This is a genomic window from Amycolatopsis sp. 2-15, assembly GCF_030285625.1.
Taxonomy (GTDB): Bacteria; Actinomycetota; Actinomycetes; order Mycobacteriales; family Pseudonocardiaceae; genus Amycolatopsis; species Amycolatopsis carbonis.
Genome location: NZ_CP127294.1, coordinates 4,014,963 through 4,030,753 on the forward strand (window position 1 = coordinate 4,014,963; position 15,791 = coordinate 4,030,753).

General features: G+C 66.8%; 15 protein-coding genes. 11 read left to right on the forward strand and 4 right to left on the reverse strand.

Annotated elements, in window-relative coordinates:
* The first annotated feature begins 205 nt into the window (after nucleotides 1-205).
* The 3 genes from QRX50_RS19970 to QRX50_RS19980 are packed head-to-tail and all read left to right on the forward strand — an operon-like array spanning nucleotide 206 to nucleotide 2,207.
* Nucleotides 206-694 (forward strand): CBS domain-containing protein, encoded by a 489-nt coding sequence (locus tag QRX50_RS19970; RefSeq protein WP_285973447.1) that lies wholly within the window; start codon nucleotides 206-208, stop codon nucleotides 692-694.
* Nucleotides 661-1,023 (forward strand): hypothetical protein, encoded by a 363-nt coding sequence (locus tag QRX50_RS19975; protein ID WP_285973448.1) that lies wholly within the window; start codon nucleotides 661-663, stop codon nucleotides 1,021-1,023. The genes QRX50_RS19970 and QRX50_RS19975 overlap by 34 nt, the downstream gene beginning before the upstream one ends.
* Nucleotides 1,020-2,207, forward strand: a complete 1,188-nt coding sequence (locus tag QRX50_RS19980; protein ID WP_285973449.1) for a hypothetical protein — start codon at nucleotides 1,020-1,022, stop codon at nucleotides 2,205-2,207. The genes QRX50_RS19975 and QRX50_RS19980 overlap by 4 nt, the downstream gene beginning before the upstream one ends.
* A 597-nt stretch (nucleotides 2,208-2,804) precedes the next feature.
* On the opposite strand, the gene QRX50_RS19985 is transcribed toward QRX50_RS19980, so the two are convergent.
* The 4 genes from QRX50_RS19985 to QRX50_RS20000 all read right to left on the reverse strand — a co-directional run bounded on the left by QRX50_RS19985 (nucleotide 2,805) and on the right by QRX50_RS20000 (nucleotide 7,613).
* Complete coding sequence (locus QRX50_RS19985; protein WP_285973450.1) at nucleotides 2,805-3,383, reverse strand: DUF6292 family protein; 579 nt, start codon at nucleotides 3,381-3,383, stop codon at nucleotides 2,805-2,807.
* 95 nt (nucleotides 3,384-3,478) lie between these two features.
* Nucleotides 3,479-3,679, reverse strand: coding sequence for a cold-shock protein (locus QRX50_RS19990; RefSeq protein ID WP_285974509.1), 201 nt, complete (start codon nucleotides 3,677-3,679; stop codon nucleotides 3,479-3,481).
* Between the two features lie 1,958 nt (nucleotides 3,680-5,637).
* Nucleotides 5,638-7,110 (reverse strand): nitrilase-related carbon-nitrogen hydrolase, encoded by a 1,473-nt coding sequence (locus QRX50_RS19995; RefSeq protein WP_285973451.1) that lies wholly within the window; start codon nucleotides 7,108-7,110, stop codon nucleotides 5,638-5,640.
* A 362-nt stretch (nucleotides 7,111-7,472) separates the two neighbouring features.
* A complete protein-coding gene (locus QRX50_RS20000) occupies nucleotides 7,473-7,613 on the reverse strand; it encodes a hypothetical protein (protein ID WP_285973452.1) in 141 nt (46 codons plus the stop codon).
* A 286-nt stretch (nucleotides 7,614-7,899) separates the two neighbouring features.
* Between QRX50_RS20000 and QRX50_RS20005 the strand changes: the two genes are divergently transcribed.
* The 8 genes from QRX50_RS20005 to QRX50_RS20040 all read left to right on the forward strand — a co-directional run bounded on the left by QRX50_RS20005 (nucleotide 7,900) and on the right by QRX50_RS20040 (nucleotide 15,770).
* Nucleotides 7,900-8,037: a hypothetical protein gene (locus QRX50_RS20005; RefSeq protein ID WP_285973453.1), complete on the forward strand. Its 138-nt coding sequence runs from the start codon at nucleotides 7,900-7,902 to the stop codon at nucleotides 8,035-8,037.
* Between the two features lie 587 nt (nucleotides 8,038-8,624).
* Nucleotides 8,625-9,797 carry a hypothetical protein gene (locus QRX50_RS20010; RefSeq protein ID WP_285973454.1) on the forward strand — a complete coding sequence of 391 codons (1,173 nt, stop codon included), beginning with the start codon at nucleotides 8,625-8,627 and terminating at the stop codon, nucleotides 9,795-9,797.
* 752 nt (nucleotides 9,798-10,549) lie between these two features.
* A complete protein-coding gene (locus QRX50_RS20015; RefSeq protein WP_285973455.1) occupies nucleotides 10,550-10,786 on the forward strand; it encodes a nuclear transport factor 2 family protein in 237 nt (78 codons plus the stop codon).
* Between the two features lie 531 nt (nucleotides 10,787-11,317).
* Nucleotides 11,318-12,085 carry a GAF and ANTAR domain-containing protein gene (locus QRX50_RS20020; RefSeq protein WP_285973456.1) on the forward strand — a complete coding sequence of 256 codons (768 nt, stop codon included), beginning with the start codon at nucleotides 11,318-11,320 and terminating at the stop codon, nucleotides 12,083-12,085.
* A gap of 57 nt (nucleotides 12,086-12,142) precedes the next feature.
* Nucleotides 12,143-12,948, forward strand: a protein-coding gene (locus QRX50_RS20025) for an IS5 family transposase (RefSeq protein ID WP_285973457.1) whose coding sequence is annotated in 2 segments (ribosomal slippage) — nucleotides 12,143-12,488 and nucleotides 12,488-12,948 — 807 coding nt in all. Because the reading frame shifts where the segments join, the coding sequence is not laid out codon by codon here.
* A 290-nt stretch (nucleotides 12,949-13,238) separates the two neighbouring features.
* Nucleotides 13,239-13,730: an ANTAR domain-containing protein gene (locus QRX50_RS20030; RefSeq protein WP_285974510.1), complete on the forward strand. Its 492-nt coding sequence runs from the start codon at nucleotides 13,239-13,241 to the stop codon at nucleotides 13,728-13,730.
* 301 nt (nucleotides 13,731-14,031) lie between these two features.
* Nucleotides 14,032-14,646 (forward strand): hypothetical protein, encoded by a 615-nt coding sequence (locus QRX50_RS20035; RefSeq protein WP_285973458.1) that lies wholly within the window; start codon nucleotides 14,032-14,034, stop codon nucleotides 14,644-14,646.
* A gap of 5 nt (nucleotides 14,647-14,651) precedes the next feature.
* Nucleotides 14,652-15,770, forward strand: coding sequence for an SRPBCC family protein (locus QRX50_RS20040; protein WP_285973459.1), 1,119 nt, complete (start codon nucleotides 14,652-14,654; stop codon nucleotides 15,768-15,770).
* Nucleotides 15,771-15,791 lie beyond the last annotated feature (21 nt).

Below are 15,791 nucleotides of genomic sequence, written 5' to 3' on the forward strand. Positions count from 1 at the left end.
GTGCATCGCGCCACCAGCAGTCTTCCAGGCTGCCGGCCGCCTGGAAGAACCGGTGTGTCACACCGGCGGCGGCCATCTTGCCCCGGTCCTCGAGGTGGGTTGCCAGGGTCAATGTGGCGGCCGCGGGTGACGTGAACCGGCGGACAGGCACGGTGTGCCAGCGTGCCCGCTAGAATCCTCTCAGTTGGACCTGAGGGAGTCGTCCGTGGCCGCATCAGCAGATCGCCTGTTTCCGGCGTCTGCTCTGCTGACCACTCCGGGATTCTTCCGGGTGAACCAGCTGGTACCGATTGACCAGGACGTGGTGAGCGTGCCGGTTGGCACTCGGGTCTGCGACGCGCTCGAAACCATGCGCGCTCGGGACTTCGACCAGCTCCCGGTGCTCACCGCGCGTGGCGGTGTGATCGGCACCTTCACCTACCGTTCGCTGGCGCGCGGGCTGACCCACCTGCGTGCCCAGGACGACCCGCTGGTCGCGCCCGTTGACGACCTCGTGGAGGACCTGCAGTTTGTCCGCAGTGCCGACGAGATCAGCGCCGTCTTGGGCTCTTTGGAAGCTGACCGCGCGGTGTTGGTCGGCGACGAAGAAAACCTTATCGCGGTGGTGACTACGGATGATCTGAACGCTTCCTCTGGTCGAAGACGCGGCCGTTCATCCTGTTGCAGGACATCGAGCTCGCGATTCGGGACCTGATGCGTGACGTCTGCACGGCTGATGACCTGGTCGAGGCGCTGGGACTCGCCCTACCCGGGCATCCCGATGGCTCGGGAGAGCGATTCGAGGACCTGACCCTAGGAGAGCTGATCTCAGTCTTGTTGCACGGCTCCAACTTCGGACGTTTCTTTAAGGCTCAGTTCCGCGCGAACCGGGAGCTTGTGCGCATCACGGTGGAGCCGGTTATCGAGATCAGGAACAAGGTGTTCCATTTTCGGGAAGTTGCCTCGCCGGAAGATCTGCAAAAACTGCGGAACGCTACCATCTGGCTGCGCCGTAAGATTCGGACCCGGGATGGCGACCGATGATCGCGCTGTGGGTTCATCAGGCCGACTTGCTCCGTGCTCTGGAAGCCGCGGATGGTCCCCGGACCGGGATCGTCGCTGCTCCAGCTGGTGTGGGAGTGCGTCGTGCGATCCAGCGCTACATCCGCTCGATCGCCGGGTCGGGATTGGTTGTGATCCTCACGCGAACCCGAGTTGAGGCTGACCAGTGGGCCGAACGCCTGCGCGAAGAGGAAGATGTCGAGGCGACGCCTTTGGCTCCCATCGCGCTTGACGTCCTGGACGGCTCTCAGCTGTGTGCTGACGTATTGATCACCACGAGTGCTGCTGCGGAGCACGGGCCAAGTCGCCGTATCTTGCTCGGATTGCGCCCGGCGCTGGTCGTGCACGATCATCTTCGTGGCGGCCAGGATTCCGAAGTGATACAGAATCTCGATTCCAACGCTGGCAGAGTGATCTCCCTCGTCCACATTGAGGAGTTGCCCCACCACGCCACGGCGGGGCCGGTGATCTGGCAGATGACTCGCGAGGAGTTCATCGAACGTGGCGTCATGGTCGCAAAGGTTGTCTTCCTTCAAGAATCATCCGAGGAGCGACAAGTACGCGACGACGTTCTTGCGCTCTTACGCGAGGAAGCGGTGCGTAAGGGTGCGCGTTGGCGATCCCTGTCCCGCAGCTGGCCAACATTGCACCGAGAGCTACTGGTCCTGGCATCCGACCCCGACAAAGAGCCGGAGATTGTAGAGCGCGCTTGGGCGCTGTTGGAGCGGATGGAGAGCACTGCGATCGACTCCTGGCTCGTCGCCACAAAGGCTGAGGTCGATCGTGCTTTCGGCCAAGTACGTAGCTGCGTCGTTATGGTCGAAACCAGCACAGAGGCTCACTATATTAGCGACTATCTGGACGTCTTTGGCTTGCTTGGCGGGGACGTGGTGAGCGGCCAAACACGCGTTACTGAGAGGCGCCGCAAATTTGCTGATCTTCTGCCTGGAGAGGGCATGGTCGGCACTTTTGCCGCCGCTGATGCCGTCGATGTACTTCCCTCGGCAACAACGGTCGTTTTCTGGCCTGCCTTCTCGAGCCGCGTGCTGATCGACCAGCTGTCATGGCGACGACCTGGAAGGAATGTAAGAGTGGTCGAGCTGCGTGTGGTCGACGGGGTTGACGTGCTGCCAGCCTTGAAGGATTCGCCTCCGGAAGAAGGCTGACGTGCAGGTGTGAAGGCCCGAACCATTTGTCAATCACGAGTCGAACTTCGGGATAGTTAGCCTGGACTGGCCGGCGACGCCGGCGGTCACGCCGGTTGACAATGGTGAAACCCAACCCTTGAGGACCCCGGGTGCCGTGTACGGCACCCTGGGTCCTCTGTGACGTGGAGGCAATATCCACCTGGATTGCCAGACTTGACGATCGCGTCGCGGCGGAAACTCGAGCTGTCTGCGGTGGCTGCGGTTTCCGGCTGGAAGCGCTGATTCCCACCGATGGCTGTGAAAGCAGTCGGCGGATAGGGGCCGTGGACGCAGCGGCCGTTGACCAGGGCGACGCTGACGTAGCCGGCGGTTGGCTGGGCGCTCACGAGCATCGAGTCGTCCATCGTGGTGGAACCGGGCACGCCGGGAAATTGGTCGCCGGCCTCGCCCAGCACAATGAGCGCGCAGAACGGCCACAGGAGTCCCGATGCTCCACACGCCCAGCCCTGACTGCTGCGCCAGCACCAAGGAAGTGTTGTCCAGAAAGCCGAAACCGTTCCCGAGAGAAGTGAACCCCAGCTGAAGGCCGGCGGCGGTGCGACCCGACTTGCGCGGTTACGCCGGGATTCCGGCCATCTGTGCTGCCAGTGTTACCCGGTCGAGCAGCGGCGGTAGCGGGCTGAGCTGCCCGCGCCTGCGGCCGTGGAGCACGTCGGCGACGAACCTCGCGACGGTGGCCGGGGGTGGCGCGATCTGGATGCCGAGATGACTGATCACTGGCGGTTGGTCGTTTCCGCGTGGCTCGATCGCGATGTACCAGCCGTGTCGTTCGTCCCAGACGAGCATCAGGTCGCGCCGCGGGAGATCGGTGGTACGCCGGGTGAGTCCGAGATAGGCGGTCGCCGTGTCGGTGACCTCGTACGTCACCGCGTCGGCGGGCACGCCGATTTGCTCGGCGACTTGGCGGGTGTACTCCGCGAGTGCGGGCTCGAGGTCCCGCGGGCCGGTGTCCGCTGCGGGTTCCAGGCCGAGGATGGACAGCAGGAGAGCCTTGTCCGTCCGGTCGTGGGCCATCCGGGTGACCGTGCGGGCGGCGAGCTCGCGGTATTCATCGCGCTCCCGCAGGCCATTGTCATGGGCTGCGGCGAAACGGGCCGCTGGTCCCGCGTCTCTCCCGGTAGACGCGGACGTCATGGCCGACACCTCGCGGGCCGCCGGAGAACCGGACGCTGCGGCGGGGCGGTCAGCCGGCCGTGTCGCCGTGTCTGGGCCGGCCGCTGCGGTGGTAATCAAAGGACCGACACCGCCGTGGCCTGCGGGCCCCGATTGCCCTGACCGATGTCGAACTGCACCCGGGCGGTTTCGTCCAAGCTGCGGAAACCGCCGCCGGTGATTTCCGAGTAGTGGACGAACTCAGCACTGCCGTCGTCGGGGGCGATGAAACCGAAGCCCTTTTCGGAATTGAACCACTTCACAGTGCCCTGGGACATACACGAACTCCTTGTCGCGTCGAACATGCGGCATAACCTCGGACGAGGCGACCGGGCTGCGAGCGCGGAAATCAGGAGCCGGAAGGACATCGAGACACCGCCCGCCAAAAACCTCTGCGGGCGTCATAAGAGAAACGAACACAAAAATCTTCAACCATCATAAGTGGAGCACACCTGCAGGGAGACCGTCAAGCGGAAGGGGTCACGGCCTCCCCTGGTCGGCGGTCACTGGCCGGAGGGGTGTAACCTCTTACGAGCAGGTTCGCGTCGTGCTTCCGACCCAGGTCACGAAGACGACGCTGTCCGATCACCGGCAACCTGTGACCGTCGCAGCGGCCGATACATGATTCGCGCTGCGGCTGGCTATCACTTTTTCTTTCACCAGCCACCTTCGTCGGTCGGCTGATCACCGAGGAGTTTCTCTGTTACGCACGTACGCACATTCCCGCCACGTCACGACACCGGTCCCGCAGGTGCTGTTCAGTCATCCCACGTCGCACCCCACTGTCCACGGCCTGTCTGAGGCTGATCTGCACCGTGCGCGCGACATTCGTTTCTCCACGCCAGCGACCGCTACGTCGGCACCGCGGAGTCGATGAGCGACGCCACACGCACCGCCGGCGACTACGCCCGGCTCCAAGAGAGCGCGCAGGCGCGACCGCTCGGCATCACCTGGACAACCGGGTCGTAAAGACCTATTCACACCTGGCGCCCGAGGTCGAGGAGCGGTTGCTCACCTCTGGAGCACCGGTGGTGGGGTGCGATTCCGCCGTCACCGACGCCGTCCCCGGACGCCAGGTTGGCGCCGGTAGTCCCGCTCTCTCTTCGCTGGCGTGTTGGTCACGCACCGGTCACCCTGTCGGACCTGGGATAACAGGTCACGTGGGCCGGCTGGCGCGGTGTGAACGCCCTAGAGTGTGGACCTGGGGAGCTTATTGCAATCCGAAAGACCAGGTCAGGGCCCTGGAATAGCTCCGTGAGCAGCCCCCAGCCTCGACATACCCAGCCGCCACAGGCACAGCGGGACCGGACCGGCCTCGACGGCGACAGCTCGGCGACGAGCAAATCCAACAGCTGATCGTTGGCCAATCAGTGGCGCCGCGACCGAAGACGCTTTCGCTGACTGCTGCCCGTGCTCGAGAGTCCTGCCCGGGCGGTCGACGAGCGCGCCGTCAAGCGGGTCCCCACCTTCCACGACGCCGGGGTGAACCGGGCGGCCACGACCGTCGGCGGCTCGGAGCGCCTCGGCCTGCCCAAGGTCTTTCCTCAGTTGGACGGTGTCGAGGTCGGCCTGGTATGGCCGGAGCGGTGGGCCCCTCCGGGGTGGCTGGCTACAACAATGCCCGGTCGTGCTCAAGCCGGGTCCAGGGCCAGTCGCTGGCCCATCACAGCCCGGGCGGAGCTACTAGCTCGGCTGGCCGTCAGCCGAAGCGATCTCCGACGCCCTGGACACACTCGGCCGAGGTAACACGACCGGCAACGACACCGGCCCGGTGTGACCCGGTGCAGGTGTGCTGGGTGACCGTCCCTGGGTTCGCCGAGCGAATGGATAGGAACGTTGTGACCGAGACTCCCCGCGCGTTGTTGCCGCGCGGGCGGACCCTCCCGGTGGCAACAGCCCTGTGCTGCCGCTCACGATCTCCTTGCTCGCCCTTGTCCTCGTCAGCCGACTGCCGCGCCAGACGGGGATAGTCCCCGCGCAGCGTCGCTCAAACGAGAATCGTGGTCAAGATCAGAGCATCGAGCGAACCCGCTCGGGAGCCTGCGCGCCTCACCGCGGACCGTCCTCTGTCATGTGCCGGATGGACTCCCCACCCTTGCGGTGGTCCGACCGTCCGGACTGGGTATCCAGCACGCTTTCGAGCTTGCGAATCGCGCCGTGGCACGCCTCGTCCACCGAGCCCGCATGGTGGGTGACCGCGACCGCAGGCCTGCCCTGCGGGCGCGTGCGGGGGGACCTACCTCGGCTTCGCGCTCCGGCCTGCTCCCTCGCCACCTTCAGCTGCCGACCGGACAACTCGCCGATGATCGCGAGCTCGCCCCAGCTTCGCGGAGATGGGCAGGGCGGCGATCAGGCCACCGAGGGCGATGGTGAGGCAGAGCCAGGCGAACCAATCGCCGAGACGGCTGTAGCTCGTCGGCCCGGGGCCCGCGACGTCAGCCACGATCGTGGTGAACGCGGCTGGCCCGCCGGTGTGTGCCTGCGCCAGCACCCGCCCCCAGCCGTCGGCGATCATCAGTGAGCCGTTCTGACCCGACCATGCCACGGGCATCCCGTTCTCCACGCCCCGCAGCAGGCCGGTGCGGCTGTGCTGCCAACCGTTCTCGTTGTTGTCCGAGGCGGGAACCGCGAGCAGGGTGGTGCCCGCCGTGCCGTAGTCGCGGCTCGGCTGGGAGAAGTCGAGGTCGGCGCAGATCTCGATACCGGTTCGGGTTCCCGGAGCAAAGACCAGATCGTGTCCGTGCGGGTTTACGAGATCGTGCTGCTTGAGGTATCGCACCGGGTTTCCGCCGTCCGCGGGAAAGACCAGGGCGATGTTGTCATGCGCGTGGCCCTCGGTCTGGACGAAGCCGAGCACGATGTCGATGTCGCGCGCCTGAGCGGCCTGGCGCATCGGCTCGATGAGCGAGGCGGGGGCAGCCCCTTCGACGGCCAACGCACCTTCCGGCAGCACCGCGGTCCGTACCCCAGTCGGCAGGCTCTCGATCTCGCGCACGTAGCCGGCTACGAGCGCTTCGCTGACCGGCGGCGCCCAGGAGTATTGATTGGGTGCGATGGCCGCAACGCGTTGTGGTGCGCCACCGGTGCCCGCCAGGCGCAGTGCACCGAACCCGAGAGCGGCCACGACAACCACCACGGCCACGGTCGCGGTGCGCAGGCGGGCTCCTCTCGGCACACCGGGTGCAGCCAGCCCCGCGACCGCGCAGGGCACGAAGATCACCAGGAACTCGACCATCCACATCCCACCGATGGCCGCGGTCTGCAGTACCAACGCCACGTCGCCCTGATCGTTGGCGCGGGTCCCAACCAGCCCCATCGGGTTCGTGACGGACACGATGTACAAAACACCCGTCCACGCGGCGGGGGCGGCCACTGCGGCCAAGAGAGTACGGCCACGCACCACCAGCGCCCGGAAAAGCCAGACGACGAGCATGAACGTCAGCGACATGCCTAAAATGATCACCAGGCCGACCGGGAGCATCGGTTCGTCATGGGAATGCACATGAAATCCCCAGCTGTTGCTCGTGCCGAGCAGGTATGCGCCGAACGCCACCCCCAGCGCGCTCGCCTGCCGCACGCGCGGGGCGAGCAGCAGTACGGGCAACGGCGCGAGCCAGGTCAGCGCGGCAACCGGGGCGAGCCCGGTGCCAAAATAGAACAGAGCCGCGGAGCCGGCCAACCCGGCCAGGAGGGCGAAAGCTGACTTCATCCCTGCCCCTCTCAGTTCCCGCTGACTTTCCCAGCAGCCCGGCAGCTGGGCACTGGGCCAGACCGGAGCAATCGGGGTAGGGCCAACCCCACCTCCGCGCCTTGCCAGGCGTCGACGACCAGGTCTTATGTGGGATCGAGAAGTTGGCCGTGTTCGCGCGCTCGTTTCGCGCTTGGACAGTCATCGGGAGCGCTGAAGATCACTGTGCCGCTCAGCTCACCGGCGACAGCTGGCTGCTCGGTCGCGCTCGAGGTGTTCTCGGCGGCGATGCCGTCGACTTCCTGCACCGTAAGCATGTCCCCGCCGCGCATGTAGTCGATCGCAGCGGCCAGCGCGGGCCGGGCGTCCGCGGCGAGCTTGGTTTACGACTCGACGTGGACGTCGACAGTGATGTCGTCCGGGTTGAGGTCGAGGGCGGCGGCGATGGCTTCGCGGGCCATGAGGGGTGCTTTGCGGAGGCGGCGGGCCTGGGTGAGCCCGTCGATCTCGGGGATGTGCACCATCCACCATTTTGCGCCACCATTTGCCCTCGCGGGTGACGGTGACTTGGTAGCGCTTCACTGCTGTGCCTCCTCGACCGCCCGCGCGGCCAGCGGTCAGTACCGGCTTCGGTAGAGCTACCGGGGAGCCCGGCATCTGATGGCAGCGGGTTGATCGATAGCCCGCTGCTACTGGTCGAGTTTGCCGACCCTCTCCAGCTTGTACCGGCCGATCTTCACCAGCCACCGCACAAGAATGACGAGGGTCGCGACCAGCAGCGGCCGCGTGACTGCCACCAGCGGGATCAGGATGGTCGAGATCGACGACGCCGCCGCCGACGCCGATGCTGAGGGCGATCTTGAGCCCGTCGAGGCGGGCCGAGGCGAGGTCGGCGCCGTTGAGGCCGAGTGGCCGGCCACCACAAGGCAACCGCCGCGGCCGCAGTGAAGAGAACGACGCCCGTGATGGTCCAGAACAGCGCCATGGGGCTCAGCGGCAGTTTCGGCCTACCGGTGTCGGTGCCAGTGGTGTCAGCAGCGGACTGATCTTCGGTCATATCGGTCAATGTCGCGCGCGGGAGGTCTTCGTTGCACCACCAGAGCCCGCCTGTGCGCGGTCACGCGGTACAGGCTTGCTCGAGCTGTGCTCGGGTGAGGACTGAGCCGCCCGGTCGCGCCGGCCACGGCGGCTGGCACTCGGCGTCAGGGTCTCATCTCGGCCCAGCCCTACCCCGACGGGACGCGGCCGGGGAGTCCGGCCACAATCGACCGGCCCGCCTGGAGCCGAGGTCACTGGTGGGTGAGCAAGCCGCCGGCATCGAGAGGAACGAGGGGCTGCGCATGACGTCTCCGCAGGTTGAGGCCGATCCTGTCGCCGGTCGGGCCGACCCGACCAGCCGTGACCGGCCCCATCCGCTGTTCGACGCGCGGGTTGACCCGTCAAAGCCGCACACAGACCCCCAGTTGCCGCTTGACCAGGAGGACGTCGAGGCTCCCATGGTCGCGCCGACCGCCCTAGCTGACCGGGCGCCTGCCGTGTCGACCGATGACCAGCCCGCCGGGCAGCCGACGGCAGAGGTGCCCACCGAGCCCTCGCTCGCAGCCGTCCCCGTGGAGACTCGCGAGCGTCGGACGGGCTGGCGCGCCTCCGTTGGCGGGGCCATGGTCACGTTGGGCCTGGTGGCTTTCGTGGCGCTGGCGCTGGTGATCGCGCTCCGGCTGCTCCACGCGGCACCGGGCTGGCTCGCGTGGTTCATCGAGGGCCCAGGTTGGCGGCTCGGTCTGATCGCGGCCGGTGGCGCGGTGGTCGTGTTGCTCGCAGCCGGCGGTGTGCTGGTGGCGCTCGCGCCGAAGCGGACCGTCGAGGTGCAGGCGGGGTCGCCACTGCACGCCAAGGGCTGGTACGCGATGTTCGCCGGGGCGCTGTTCCTGTCTGGCGACACGTCTGCCCGGTACTTCACCCAGGTGCTGCACTTCCACCTGTGGGAGACCGCCGTGGTCTTCCTGCTCATCGAGATCGGTCTGCTATCGGCGGCTCTGGAGATGCGCGACATCCTCACCCGGCCTGAGGGTGGGCGGTCCGGCCTCGGCAAGGCCCGGGCGCTGCTGTGGACGCTGTTCGGCGGCCAGGCGGTTGTCGCAGTGGCGCTGAACATCGATCCGCGGGAGCTGGTCGTGCGGCTGGTCTTCGCCGTGTTCGGCCTGCTGGCGATCCATCAGGCCCTCGGCGTCGACGTCCGCGAAGCCCGCCGCCACAGCGGCACGACCACCGAGCTGTCCTACCTTGGCCGCCTGCTGCGCGAGTTGCGCGATGCAGCACTGTCCTGGACGGGGCTGGGCGAGCCGGAGCGGGACGCGCTGCAACGTCGCCGCGAGCGGGCCGCCGACCGGTACGCCCGGCTGCTGAGCGCGGGCAAACCTCAGGGCGATGGCAAGCGCCGGTGGTCGGCCGCGGCGCGGTGGACGCGCAAGGTGCGCCGCGCCCGCCGGCGGGCGAACCTGCACGACCCGGCGCAGCAAGCGCGCGTGGTCCGCGTGATACAGCACGAACGGGCGGACGACGAGCTGATGAACGCCCGACTTCCGAAGCTGTTCGACCTCCCGACCACGCCGGCCGCCCCCTCCCTCGCCACCGCGGGCGCGGGCGACCGGGCGGCAGTCGAGCAGCCCGGCGAGCAACCGAATGCCTGGTGGAACGCAACAGGCTGACCCGTCGAATGGTCCAGACCGTATCCCAAACCGAGAACGTGACATTGGCGCGGACACGACATGCGTTACAGATCTCTCCTGCGGAAACGTCGATCAGCCACGTGTGTCTCGCGAACGATCGTTTTAGAGACGCATGTGCACAGTCGGGGTGAGGCGACTGCTTCCGAAGCGAGAAGTTCAACTGCTTCGATCGGTCGGACGCGAGTAGGTGTCGGAGGTAGTCCTCAGTGACTGTGAAGCCTTGCGTGCCGCGGGGTCGGCGCAGTCTGACTGCCCTGGGCCCGGTTCTCGTCAGGTGACGCGGCGAGCCGATCCAGGTAGGAGGCGAGGGTTCCCCGATGTATCGGTGGCACGGCGATCGGCAGCCGCGCGGCAGCGTGGCCGTTGCCCAGCTCGCGCGGCTCCGGTGCGGGTGCTCGCTTGGCCGGCGTGGTGGGTGCAGGGGTGGCTCCGTCGGCGTGGTCGAGGCGGATCGCCAGAGGGCGCCGAGCAGGTCACCTTCTCCACGTGGTGATCAGCAGGATCACCGAGAAGACCACCGCGACCACCCAAAACACACCAGCGGGTATCCCGTGGTTCTACGACCCTGGCAACGGGGCAGCGACGGCCACTACCATCGCGATGATCAACGCCGTCATAAGCCACCGGAGCGGCAAGTTTGTCCGAATCCTCTTTCGGACTTGGACGTAGGCCGGCCGTCGGTGCAGGCTCACTGTTGGAGAACCGTCGACGAGCGCGACGTACTTCAGAGTGTGGCGCCGGCTCAACAGTGCGGGCCCGATCTCGAGCGTCTCATCGTCGATGCTGTCGGGTGGAAGTCCGATACCGACACCGCGAGCGTCTGGAGCTACCTCGTCGTGACGTCGGTCGAGCCGCCGAAGCAGAACACACCTCGCGTCGCCGCACTCGCCCGGTTCGACGATCCGGTCGTGCGCGTGGACGGCGAGTGGCTCTTCGCGCACCGCACCATGACCGATTTCGGCTCCTGACCCGGCAAGTCCTTCCCGGGCGGCCGGAAGGCGCTTCTGCTCGCAGTGATGTGCACGCGTCCGCCGACGGGCTTCACTCGCTTCGCTCCTCACCGGCCGCGTGGTCGGTCCACTTCACCTCGACCTCGACGAGGTGCCGACCGAGCGCGATTGCTGTTGTCGCATAAATGGTCAGTGGTGACAGGTCTTCGAACAGCCTTTCCGCGCGACGTTCTCGCAGGTCGCGATTCGCGCAACACCTCTCATAACCACCGCGTCGGTGGCCGCGATGAGTCCTCACGCGGTTGCGTATGAGGGGCGTGCGCTGTGGGTAGTCGTAGGAAGGTCGTGCGTCTGGAGGAGCGAGTGGAGAACCGGCGTCAGCGTGCACCAGGCGTACCTCGCGATGCGCGGCTACGCCCGCGCACCGGCGCCGACTGTCTGACGTCGCGCGCGACATCGCCACGACGGAACTCGACCCCCACGAACTGCTGACCGACACCACCGACGTGTCCCGGTCGTGACCGGGGGAAGGACGGGGGAATCACGCTCATGACAAACACCACTGAATGGCCCGAAACGACGTTGCACGACCGGCTGCGGCGGGTCTCCCGCACGTTCGTCAGGCTCGCCGACACCCTCGTCGCCGATTTCGACATCGCCGACTTCCTGCACCTGCTGACGGAACATTGCGTCGATCTGCTCGGGGTGTCCGCCGCCGGGGTGATCCTGCTCGACGCCGACGGGAACCTGCAGGTCGCGGCGTCCTCTTCCCAGCGGGCGGAGCTGCTGGAGCTGTTCGCCGTGCAGGCCGACGACGGCCCCTGTATCGACTGCGTGCGCAGCGGAGCACCCATGTCCTGCACGGACCTGGCGGCCGAGACGCAGCGCTGGCCGAAGTTCACTGCAGCGGCGGCAGAGTGCCGCTTCCGTGCAGCACAGGCCCTGCCGATGCGGCTGCGTGACCAGGTCATCGGCGGCCTGACCCTGCTGAACGCCGAACCCGGCGGCGCCGACCGCGCAGACATCGAGCTCGGGCAGGCGCTGGCCGACGTCGCCACCATCGGCATTCTGCAGCAACGGACCATCGCACGCGGCGACCAGCTCACCGACCAGTTGCAGACCGCGCTCAACAGCCGCGTGGTGATCGAACAAGCAAAAGGGGCACTCGCCCAGCACGGGAGGGTCTTGATGGACGAAGCGTTCACGCGGCTTCGCGGATACGCCCGCTCCCGCCACCTGCGCTTGACCGACCTCGCCCGCGCCGTCGGCGACGGCACCGCCGACCTGGCCGCGATCTTGAAACACCCGCGTTCGTGACTAAGAGCGTGTCTCACTTGGATTTTGATTGGCCTGCGGGCAAGATCATGAAATGTGATGGACGAGTTGTCACGGCGGCTGGTGCCGGACGAGTTGTGGGCGCTGGTCGAACCGCTGATCCCGGCGCGAAAGACGCGCCCGCAGGGCGGTGGAATGTCGCGAGTGGACGACCGGGCAGTGTTCACCGCGATCGTGTTCGTGCTGACCAGCGGGTGCGCCTGGCGACACCTGCCGCCCAGCTTCGGGGTCACGGTACCGACGGCGCATCGCCGGTTCAGCGAGTGCGCGACCGCCGGACTGTGGCGCGAGGTGCACCGAGCAGTCCTGGACGAGCTGGGCAGCAAAGGCGTGATCGACTGGTCCCGTGCGGTCCTCGACGGAGCGTCCGTCAGGGCCAATAAAGGGGCGGGCTGACCGGCCCGAACCCGGTCGACCGCGGCGAACCCGGCTCGAAGATCCACGCCCTGTCCGACCGGAACGGCCTGCCCCTCACTGTCGCGATCTCCGCGGCCAACACCCACGACAGCCACGCGCTCAAACCCCTGGTCAACGCCATCCCGGCCATCCGCTCCCACCGCGGACCGCGCCGCAGGAAACCGGCCAAGCTGCACGCCGACAAGGCCTACGACATCCCCGCCCGGCGCGACTGGCTCCGCCACCGCCGGATCATCCCGCGCATCGCCCGCAAAGGCATCGAATCCAGCGACAAACCCGGCAAACACCGCTGGGTCATCGAACGGGCCATCGCCTGGCTGTTCGGCTACCGCCGACTCGCCATCCGCTACGAACGCAAACCTAGCCACTACCTCGCCTTCCTCACCCTCGGCGCCGCCATCACCTGCTACAAGAAACTCACCAAGTGAGACATGCTCTAAGCCCACGACCTCGGACCGACGCGTTACTCAGTTGCTCCCTCATTCCGTCCCCGCGAGCCGTTATTGTCCCGCGGCCGGACGCGATCCGCTCCAGCTCCGACCGCGGCATCGACGGGTTGTTGAGTCACCAGGCTGCAAGAAAGAAAGGCGTCCGCGCGCGGGATGCGGTGCGACCAGAGGAGACGAGTAGGGACAGAGACGCGGATTTCGAGGCCACGGTGGCACAGCTGGAGGAGGCGCTGGCGTCGCGGCCGCCGGTGATCGAGCAGGCCAAGGGCATGCTGATGCTGCTGCGCAACTGGTCGGCCGACGAGGCGTTCGACGCGCTGCGCAAGGCCTCCCAGCACACCAACTTCAAGCGGCACGACCGTCGCAACCGTTTTCGTGGCCGTCGGCAGCCAAGCCGAGCCGACACTCTCCGACCCCACCACAGTGCGGTGCGCGCAGGCCGAGATCCGCCGCTCCCTCCTCGGCCGGGCATTCGAGGTGCACGCCGAATCGCCCGAGTAGAGGCGTCCGCGCTGCTCACAGCGTTGTCGATGTTCGAGTGTCGGCAGGCGTCCACGTCCTCGATACCGGTCCTGCCCGAACCGCGCTTGATGCCGATCAAGTCCTGGTCGTGCTCTTGTGCACTGAACTCCGTCGTGATCCATGGTTGGCGACTCTGCGTCCCTCCTCCGTCGATGGAGTCGAACCCGGCAAGGCGGGCGCAACCAAGAAGCCTGGCGCCACCGGCACCGTTCGCGTGTGGATGGTGTGTTGAAAAATAGGTAGATCAAGCCGACGTGCATCGGTTCGCGCATTTTCCCGAAGACCTGCAGGCGCAACCAGGGTGCCAAGGAAGTTGATTTTCAGCATCACAGAAAACGAGCTTCGGAACCGCTCCCGTGAACAGTTTTGTCCTTACCGTGAAAGGAAGAAACCCGTTTGCCATGATCTCGTGTTTTGCACACAAGGATGCGGGTAGCTGAGTTGGATGACGAAGCCACATTCCTGTTCGCGTTGTTTTCGGGGGCGGCGTGCGGGTTGTGCGTGGGGATCTCGCTACCGCAAGAGTCGGGAGGAGCGGCAATGAAGGCAGGAACACCGATGGCGCTCGGGGTCGCAGCCGGTTATCTACTGGGGCGGACGAAGAAGGGGCGCCTCGCGTTGATGATCGCGGCCGCCGGGGCGACCGGCAAGGCCGGGGTGTCACCGGCGAAGCTCGTCCAAAGTGGTCTCGAGCAGCTGGGTTCGTCCGCGGAGATCGGCCAGCTGACGTCGCTGGCGCGTGACGAGTTGCTCGCCGCGGCGAAGTCCGCGGCGGTGACGGCGGCCAGCGGGAGGATCGAGTCGCTGAGCGAACGCCTCCAGGACGGTGGCGCGCTCACCCGCGGCAAGAAGTCCAAAGCCGACGAGGAGCACGACGGCGAGGACGAACTCCAGGAAGAGCCGGAAGGCGAAGCCGAAGCCGTCGACGAGGACGAAGCCGAAGCCGAGGAAGAGCCGGAGCCCGAGAAGCCCCAGCGTCGGCGTGCGGCGAGCCGCCACCCGAGCGATGACGACAATGACACCGACAACGGTGGCGAACAGCCGCCACAGCGGCGTTCGCCGAGCCGGCGATCCGCGTCGTCCGATGACGACAAAAGTTCCGGCAGTGCACGCACCGCCACCAAGCGCTCGCCCGCCCGACGGGCAAGGAGGTAAACGCAGTGGTCACCGAAACTTTGAAGAACGCCACCGACAAGGCGACGGACACAGCCGGCAACACGGCCGGCACGGCCACCAGCACCGCGTCGAAGGCGACCGGCGGGGACACGAGTGAGCTGACCGATGCCCTGCGCGGGCTGGGCCAAGCGGCGATGACCCGAGCAACGGGTGCGCTGACGAAAAAGATGTCTTCGACGGCCGGGCGACTGTCAGACTTCGCCGGAGGCGACGGCGGTGGCCTGCTCGCGGCGGTGACCGGCAGCAAGGGCAGCATCAAGGGCCAGGCGATGATGGGCGCCGTCAAGGGCGGCCTGTCCGGCATCGCACAGAAGGCGAAGAACGCCTTCGGCGGCGGCGGTGGGGGTGGGGGTGGCGGCAAAGGCGCCAAGATCAAGCTCACCAATATTGTCGAGGAGATCGACATCGGTGCGCCGATCAACCTCGTGTACGACCAGTGGACCCGGTTCACCGATTTCCCGGCGTTCATGAAGAAGGTCAGCAACGTCGAGCAGGTCAGCGACGAGAAGACCGAGTGGAAGGCGCAGGTTTTCTGGTCGCACCGCACCTGGGAGGCCAGCATTCTGGAGCAGGTGCCGTTTGAGCGGATCGTCTGGCGTTCCAAGGGAGCCAAGGGCCACGTCGATGGCGCGGTGACGTTCCACGAGCTCACGCCCGACCTCACCAAGGTCGTGCTGGTCCTCGCCTACCACCCGCAGGGCCTGTTCGAGCGCACCGGCAACATCTGGCGGGCCCAGGGCCGTCGGGCGCGGCTGGAGCTCAAGCACTTCCGCCGCCAGGTGATGATGGAGGACCTGCTGAACCCCGACGACATCGAGGGCTGGCACGGCGAGATCCACGACGGGCAGGTCGTCGAGCGGCAGGACGAGGACACCGACCGCGACGACAGCGCGAACACGGAGGCTGAGCAGGACGAAGAGTCCGCCGACACTGGTTCCGAAGAGGACGAGGCCGCCGAGTCCGAGGACGAGCCCGACGAGGAAGAAGAGTCCGAAGAGGAGCCGGAGGAAGAGGAGCCGGAAGAGGCCGAAGATACCGACGAGGCGGCCGAGGAAGAGCGGCCTCGCCGCGGCCGCGCCCGTGCGGGCGCGGGCAGAAGTTGAGGGAGCAAGCGATGACGACAG